A 6900-nucleotide genomic window follows, 5' to 3' on the forward strand; every position below is an offset into this window, starting at 1 on the left:
TCCCGGCGCGCCTCACACTTTCCGGGTGAACTGCGCGCGCCTGTTTTCATCCGATTCGGGTGAAGCAGCCGGGCGCTCACCGACGGCATGATTCGCCCCATGGGATCACCAGCAACGCTCGGACCGGTCGAATTCCTCGTGCTCACTTTTCCCGGCACCGAGATCGACGAATCCGTGTCCGCGGCACTGGCCGAGATCGTCGCGAAAGGCACGGTCACGCTGCTCGATTTGATCGTGCTGTCCATGGACGAGGCGGGCGCGATCACCGAACGCGAGATCGACGACGACATCGCCGCGGTGGGTCTGACGGGTCTGACGGCCGCCGACATCGACCTCGTCAGCGACGACGACCTCGATGTGGTCCGCGCGTCGATGGAACCGGGAACGACCGCTGTCGTCATCGTTTTCGAGGAAACGTGGGCACTGCGCCTGGCAAGCGCCGTGCGCGCGGCCGACGGCGAGGTCGCGCTGCACGTGCAGGTACCGCGCGATGCCGTCGACGCCGCGCTCGCCCTCGCCTAGGAAGGAATCGATATGCCACTTCGCAGGGGTCGCGTCGGGCGACCGGGACTGATCGGCACCATCGCCAGAACCGCGGTCGTCGCGGGAACCGCGACCGCCACCTCGAACGCGATGAACCGGCGCGGCGCGCAACGGGCCGCCGAACAACAGGCCTACGCCCAACAGCAGGCGCCGCCTCCGCCGCAGCAACAGGCTCCCCCGCCGCCCCCCGCGCCGAGTGCGGGCAACGACACCGTCGCCCAGCTCAGCAAATTGGCCGAGCTGCATTCCGCGGGCGCGTTGTCGGACGCCGAATTCGCCGCCGCGAAAGCCAAACTGCTCAGCTGAGTTTCCGGTGAACGACGCCCCCGGCCACGGTGCCGGGGGCGTCGCGCTGTGCTCACTGCACGCGACCGCCCACCGTGTGGATGATGACCAGCTTCGGGTCCCACGGCACGAGCTCGTCCACCTTGCGCTGCAGCTCCTCGCGCGGCGGCAACTGCGCGGGGCCGAGCACCGAGACGGTCGCGACATCGCTGTGCAGGGTGACGTCCATGACCTGTGCGTCCGGTGTGTCCCGGAGCCAGTCACCGGCCGCGTCGGCGATCTGACCGGCCCACAGAGTCGACAGCGAGTTGAGCATCATCGGGATCGCCACCAGCACCAGCGCCGCGCCGAGCACCAGGTAGGCCCGGCCCCGCCGCATCGTCGCCGGATCGGCCTCGCCCGCGTACCCGGCGATGAGCAGCACGATCGTCGACGTGATGATCATCGCGACCACATTCGACGCGAACAGCACGAACGCGCCACCGGCGAGCGCGGGCGCATGCGATCCCAGGCACACCCCCACCACCCCGAGCGGCGGCACCAGCGAGATCGCGATCGCCACCCCGGGCAGCACATCGCCCACGTCACGCCGGGTGATCGCGATCGCCGCGACGATGCCGGTCGCTATCGCCGCGGTCAGGTCCATCAATTTCGGCGAGGTCCGCCCGACGACCTGGGCGTTGGACAGCACATTCACCGGATTGGGCAGCACCTGCGCGAAAAGGAACCCCAGCGCGACCACCACCACGATCCCCGACAGGACCAGCAGCAGACTCCGGCCGAGCAACGGCCCGCGACCGGTCACCACGCCCAACGCGACACCCAGGATCGGTATCGACAGCGGCGCGACGATCATCGCGCCGATCACCGTCGCGGTGGAATCGCCGATGACGCCCGAAATGGCGATCACCGCCGACATCACCAGCATGATCCAGAACGCCGACCGCTTCGACGCGACCTGGCCCACCGACAGATCCAGTTTGTCGGTCAGCTCGTCCAGCGATCGACGTTGCTCCTGCGGGACAAGAAAGCTCAGCATGGCAGGCATACGTCACGACCTCCGCTCTCGGTGCGCGGCTCCTTCGACGGCGGACCGGTGGATCAGGGGGTTACGATCGCGAAATCCGGGTCGGGGGCGTCGAGGTAGCCGACCAGTTCGGCCAGCTTGGCGGGATCACCCTCGGCGGTGACGCGACCGTCGCCGATCATCGTCGCCAGATCCTGGCCACCGAGCAGTGCCGCGCGCAGGTCCGCTTCGGTAAGCGTGAACGTCGCCTGGGCGGGCGGGGGCTCGCCTTCGACGTCGAAGTGCACGAGCAGTCCGTTGCGCAGTTCGGTGCGGTGCACCGTACCGGAATCGGTGGTGCGCCAGTCGATGACGATCGTCGCATCCCACGCGCGCGGGCCGTCGACGCGCAGCGCCATCGCGTCGAACACCTGCTCCACGGACAGGGCCGCGGAAATGTCGGCCGAGGACGTCGCCAGCGGAGTACCGACATTGCCGTTGCGTAATTCGTAGGCGCCCATCAGGAAGAAGTTGCGCCAGGTGCCGTTCTCCGCGCCGAAGCCGAGCTGTTCGAGCGTGTCGGCCTGTAGCGCTTTCGCCTCGGCATTGTCGGGGTCGGCGAAGATGACGTAGTTGAGCACCTGGGCCACCCAGCGGAAGTCGCCCTCGTCGTAGGACTTTCGCGCCTTGGCGACGGCTTCGTCGGCACCGCCCATGAATTCGACATGGCGGCGGGCGTTCGCGACCGGCGGATGCTGCCACAGCGTGGCGGGATTGCCGTCGAACCAGCCCATGTATCGCTGGTAGATCGCTTTGACATTGTGGCTCACCGACCCGTAATAGCCGTGGGTCGACCACGAGTTCACGACGGCCGGCGGCAAGGGCAGGTCCTCGGCGATCTCGATGCCGGTGGAGCCCTTGTTCAATGCCCGCAACGTCTGGTCGTGGAGGTAGCCGTAGAGATCACGCTGGACCGAGAGGAACTCGGTCAGCCGGTCGGTTCCCCAGGTCGGCCAATGGTGCGAGGCGAACACGACATCGGTGCGGGCGGCGTATCGGTTGATCGCCTGTGTGAGGTATTTCGACCACACGTGCGGATCGCGAACCAGCGCACCACGCAATGTCAGCAGATTGTGCAGGGTGTGGGTGGCGTTCTCGGCCATGCACAGCGCCCGCCGATCGGGGAAGTAGAAGTTCATCTCCGAGGGCGCCTCCGTGCCCGGCGTCATCTGGAATTCGATGCTCACCCCGTCCACCGTCACGGTCTGCCCGGTGTGGTCGATGTAGACCGTCGGCGAGATCAAGGTCGGGGTGCCGAGCGAATTGGTCGGCCCGAGACCGGCACCGACCGCCCCCTTCGGCCCACGAGGAAGCGCGGCGCCGTACATGTACGCCGAGCGGCGCGCCATCGCGGTGCCCGCGTACACGTTCTCCTCGACCGCGTGTTCGGTGAAGCCGACCGGCGCGATGATCGGGCAACGCCCCGCCGCGACCTCTGCTTCGGTGGTCACCCCTTTCACGCCGCCGAAATGGTCGATGTGGGAATGCGAATAGATCACCCCGGCCACCGGGCGGTCGCCACGATGCTCGCGGTACAGCGCGAGTCCGGCGGCGGCGGTCTCCTCCGAGATCAGGGGATCGATCACGATCACGCCGGCGTCACCTTCGACCAGCGTCATGTTGGACAGATCGAATGCGCGGATCTGGAAGATGCCGTCGGTGACCTCGTACAGGCCTTGCTTCACACACAGTTGCGACTGCCGCCACAGACTCGGGTTCACCGTGGGCGGGCACTCGCCGTCGAGGAACGAGTAGGCGTCGATGTCCCACACCACCTTGCCCGCGGCGTTCTTCACCACCCCCGGCGTCAGCGCCGCGACGAACCCGCGCTCGGCATCGGCGAAATCCTGGGTGTCATCGAACGGTAGCGAGCCCAGCAACGTCTCGTTGTCGGCTTCGACGCTGGCCGAGGCTTCCTGCTGACTGGTCATCAGATGGTGTTCCTGTCTGTGAGCGACGCCGGATCGCGCAGTCGTGCGCGGATGTCAGGCGAGGGCCTTGGCCTTGAGTTGCTGGAATTCCGCCTCGGTGATGGCCCCGGCGTCGAGCAGCTTCTTCCCGTCGGCGATCTGGGCGGCGGAGTTGGTGCCCGCGGCCTGCCTGATGTAATCGTCGGCCTCCGTGCGCGCCTGCTTCTGCGCTTCGGCGGTCCGTTCCGCCATGCCGCTACCGCGGAAGATCAGATACACCAGTCCGGTGAGCAGCGGGAACAGGATCAAACACACCACCCACACCGCTTTCACCCAGCCCGAGGTGGACCGGTCGCGGAAAAGATCGGTGAGCAGGTAGAACATCAACATCAGGTAGGCGACAAAGCAGAAGCTCACAATGATGACCCAGAGAACGTCCCACACCGACGACATGATTCGACCCTCACTTCTGTGATGCGTGTCCACCGGGCGGCGGTCACGGTTCGACCCTTGCCGCCATGGTCGCGAAGAACCCCGGCCGTCCACATCATCCGAATCGGGTGAATCCGTCCGAGCCGCTCGACCTCACCCAGAACGGGGGATCCGGATCGTCCCCGACAACCCTACCGTCGAATCCATGACGATCACCTCGCATCCCGTCCGCCAGGGTCTCGCGGCAGGCATCACCATGCTCGCGGCGATCATGCTCCTGGTGGCAGGCACGCTGAGCATCCTGCGCGGTATCGCCGGCGTCACCAAGGACGAGCTGTTCCTGATCCCGAGCGAATACAGCTACGAGCTCGACGTCAGCAGCTGGGGCTGGATCCACCTGGCGCTGGGGGTATTCCTCGTGGCGGTAGCCATCGGCATGATGCTGACCGCGACCTGGGCCCGAATCTTCGCCTACTGCCTGGCCGTCCTGTCGATCATCGCCAATTTCCTGTCGCTGCCGTACTACCCGTGGTGGTCGGTGATCATCATCGTCATCGACCTCATCGTCATCTGGGCCGTCTCCACCTGGAACCCCCGACCGAGCCTGAGCGCCATCGACGCGCGTGAAACGGCTTATCCCGCAATCGGATCGGCGGTCAGACCAGGGAGTAGGTAGCGACGGAGGTAGCGCAGAACCGCGGCGTTGTCGTCGACGTCGACGGTTTCACCGGGGACGGTCCCGAGGCTGATCAGTACACGCGCAACCCATTCGGCGACCTCGGTGCGGTCGTGGCCGGGATGGATCTCGCCGCGCGCGAGGGCCGCTTCGACGTAGGGCAGCCAGAAGTCGGCCAGATCGGGGACGAGGCCCGAAACGCCGGCACCGGTGCACAGCGCGAATTCGTCTGGTTCGTCGCGCCGCAGACGCATGATCAGCGCACCGGGGGCGTCGTAGGCGCCCCGGCCGATGCGCACGCCTGCCGCGAGTTGTTCGCCGAAGGTGCCGAGAACGTCGAGTTCGGCGCGGGACCCGGTCCACAGCGCGTCGTTGAGCCGAACGATCGCGGCGCCGAGCAGCGCGGTCTTGTCGGGAAAGTGCCGGTAGAGCCAGGCGCGCGACACCCCCGCTTCCTCGGCGATCTCGATCATCGTCGTGGATCGAATCCCTTTGCGAGCCAGCATCTTCTGGGCCGCATCGATCAGCCTGTCCCCGACGGTCACCGCCTGCGTTTCGACCACGTGGCCCACCTCCCGAACGGCTGATCAGTCCTGGTACGGACGGATCCTACCAACGGAGTAGACATCTTCGAGAATGTGTCTACGATCGCTGGACAGTTTCCAGAATCTGTCTACTGGGCAGGTCCGCAGCCGCGAGGAGCACCATGACCACAGACCAGCGCACCGCCATCGTGATCGGTGGCGCGTCGGGCATCGGCCTGGCCACCGCGCACGCCCTCACCGCCGACGGTTTCCGGGTGATCGTCGCCGACATCGACGACAGTGCGGCCGCCGAGGCCGCGACAGCCATCGGCGGGTCCGCCTCCAGCATCCGGATGGACGTCACCGACGAAGCGTCCGTCGCGGCCGGAGTCGCGGACCTGGACGACGTGCACGCCGTGGTCAGCTGCGCGGGCCTGTCGATGACCGGCCCGATCACAGACCTCGAGCTCGCGAACTGGCAGCTCACCCTCGACGTCTGCCTGACCGGAACCTTTCTCGTGCTCAAGCACGCGGCCCGCCGCATCGCCGACGGCGGCAGCATCACCTGCATCGCCTCGCTCAACGGACGCCAGCCCGGCACCGGCATGGCCGCGTACTGCGCCGCGAAGGCAGGCGTGCTGATGCTGGTGGAGGTCGCGGCGCTGGAGCTGGCCGATCGCCGGGTCCGCGTGAACGCCATCTCCCCCGGCCTCGTCGACACTCCCCTGGTTGCCGGCATCGCCTTCGTCCCCGGCCTGACCGAGGACTATCTGGAGAACACCCCGCTCGGCCGCAGCGGCCGTCCCGAGGAGATCGCCGACATGGCCGCCTTCCTCGCATCGGACAAGGCCACCTGGATGACCGGCTCGACCATCGACCTCAACGGCGGCGCGCACCTGCGCAGATACCCCGACGTCCTCGGCCACGTCCGAGCCCTCATGGCCACCCCGCCCGCCTGATCTCCCGCGCGAACACTACTTCTTGGTGGCGGTGATCTGGGTCAGCAGACAGCGCCACCGGCCGTCGGTGTGGATGAAGGCGTCGGTGGTCCATTCGTCGGCGTCGAATCGAATGCCTTGGTAATGGGCGGTATTGGTGACCCGGGTACTCAGGAGGGCGAGTTCGCCGTGGTAGCGGATTCGGGGCTCGCCGACGCGCTCCATCGCCGAGTGCGTGAGATCGCCCGACCGGACGAAGGCCAGGAACTGTTCGGCGGTGGTTATGCCGTTCTCGGAGACCATGATCCACTCGTCGGCCATGTAGGAACCGATTTGGTCCGCGTCGTTGGCGACGATCGCCACCTGCCACTCGTCGAGAACGGCCAGGAGCTGGTCAGCTTCCGCGCGTCCGGGGGAAGTTCGTGTTGTTGTCATGCGACAACGCTATGACCGAGCGCTCTGGGCAGTCTTGGACGAATGGAACGCACACCTCTGACCGGCGATGCGGCCGCGCCCGGGCTCGGCG

At 66.9% G+C, this 6900-nt stretch carries 9 protein-coding genes; 4 read left to right on the forward strand and 5 right to left on the reverse strand.

Translation table 11 applies throughout. From position 1 onward, the window contains the following. The first annotated feature begins 99 nt into the window (after positions 1–99). Entirely contained in the window at positions 100–522 is a 423-nt protein-coding gene (locus ACFULV_RS22620) for a DUF6325 family protein (RefSeq protein ID WP_378659678.1), read from the forward strand. Between the two features lie 12 nt (positions 523–534). Continuing rightward, a complete protein-coding gene (locus tag ACFULV_RS22625) occupies positions 535–849 on the forward strand; it encodes an SHOCT domain-containing protein (protein WP_378659681.1) in 315 nt (104 codons plus the stop codon). A 52-nt stretch (positions 850–901) separates the two neighbouring features. On the opposite strand, the gene ACFULV_RS22630 is transcribed toward ACFULV_RS22625, so the two are convergent. From ACFULV_RS22630 to ACFULV_RS22640, 3 genes are read right to left on the reverse strand one after another with little or no spacing between them, the layout of a single operon-like run. Next, the gene (locus ACFULV_RS22630) at positions 902–1876 is read right to left on the reverse strand and encodes a DUF389 domain-containing protein (protein ID WP_378659685.1); all 975 of its coding nucleotides are present in this window, start codon (positions 1874–1876) and stop codon (positions 902–904) included. A 53-nt stretch (positions 1877–1929) separates the two neighbouring features. Further along, a complete protein-coding gene (locus ACFULV_RS22635) occupies positions 1930–3825 on the reverse strand; it encodes an alkyl/aryl-sulfatase (RefSeq protein WP_378659687.1) in 1896 nt (631 codons plus the stop codon). Positions 3826–3879: 54 nt separating this feature from the next. Beyond that, entirely contained in the window at positions 3880–4257 is a 378-nt protein-coding gene (locus ACFULV_RS22640) for an SHOCT domain-containing protein (RefSeq protein ID WP_378629635.1), read from the reverse strand. A 184-nt stretch (positions 4258–4441) separates the two neighbouring features. Between ACFULV_RS22640 and ACFULV_RS22645 the strand changes: the two genes are divergently transcribed. Next, the gene (locus tag ACFULV_RS22645; RefSeq protein ID WP_378659689.1) at positions 4442–4912 is read left to right on the forward strand and encodes a hypothetical protein; all 471 of its coding nucleotides are present in this window, start codon (positions 4442–4444) and stop codon (positions 4910–4912) included. Here the strand turns inward: ACFULV_RS22645 and ACFULV_RS22650 are convergent. After that, complete coding sequence (locus ACFULV_RS22650; RefSeq protein WP_378659691.1) at positions 4870–5475, reverse strand: TetR/AcrR family transcriptional regulator; 606 nt, start codon at positions 5473–5475, stop codon at positions 4870–4872. The two genes, ACFULV_RS22645 and ACFULV_RS22650, sit on opposite strands and share 43 nt — an antisense overlap. A 143-nt stretch (positions 5476–5618) precedes the next feature. Here ACFULV_RS22650 and ACFULV_RS22655 point away from each other — a divergent pair, with 143 nt between their 5' ends. Then, positions 5619–6395, forward strand: coding sequence for an SDR family NAD(P)-dependent oxidoreductase (locus ACFULV_RS22655; RefSeq protein ID WP_378659693.1), 777 nt, complete (start codon positions 5619–5621; stop codon positions 6393–6395). 15 nt (positions 6396–6410) lie between these two features. Here ACFULV_RS22655 and ACFULV_RS22660 read toward each other — a convergent pair whose 3' ends face one another. Then, positions 6411–6809 (reverse strand): nuclear transport factor 2 family protein, encoded by a 399-nt coding sequence (locus ACFULV_RS22660; RefSeq protein WP_378659695.1) that lies wholly within the window; start codon positions 6807–6809, stop codon positions 6411–6413. Positions 6810–6900: the final 91 nt, after the last annotated feature.

This window comes from Nocardia sp. NPDC057272 (assembly GCF_042668615.1).
In the GTDB taxonomy this organism is placed as follows: Bacteria; Actinomycetota; Actinomycetes; order Mycobacteriales; family Mycobacteriaceae; genus Nocardia.

Bases quoted from the DNA above. Each gene is read 5' to 3' on its own strand.
- ACFULV_RS22620 (WP_378659678.1), top strand. From the start codon at position 100: ATGGGATCACCAGCAACGCTCGGACCGGTCGAATTCCTCGTGCTCACT.
- ACFULV_RS22625 (WP_378659681.1), top strand. From the start codon at position 535: ATGCCACTTCGCAGGGGTCGCGTCGGGCGACCGGGACTGATCGGCACC.
- ACFULV_RS22630 (WP_378659685.1), bottom strand. From the start codon at position 1,876: ATGCCTGCCATGCTGAGCTTTCTTGTCCCGCAGGAGCAACGTCGATCG.
- ACFULV_RS22635 (WP_378659687.1), bottom strand. From the start codon at position 3,825: ATGACCAGTCAGCAGGAAGCCTCGGCCAGCGTCGAAGCCGACAACGAG.
- ACFULV_RS22640 (WP_378629635.1), bottom strand. From the start codon at position 4,257: ATGTCGTCGGTGTGGGACGTTCTCTGGGTCATCATTGTGAGCTTCTGC.
- ACFULV_RS22645 (WP_378659689.1), top strand. From the start codon at position 4,442: ATGACGATCACCTCGCATCCCGTCCGCCAGGGTCTCGCGGCAGGCATC.
- ACFULV_RS22655 (WP_378659693.1), top strand. From the start codon at position 5,619: ATGACCACAGACCAGCGCACCGCCATCGTGATCGGTGGCGCGTCGGGC.
- ACFULV_RS22660 (WP_378659695.1), bottom strand. From the start codon at position 6,809: ATGACAACAACACGAACTTCCCCCGGACGCGCGGAAGCTGACCAGCTC.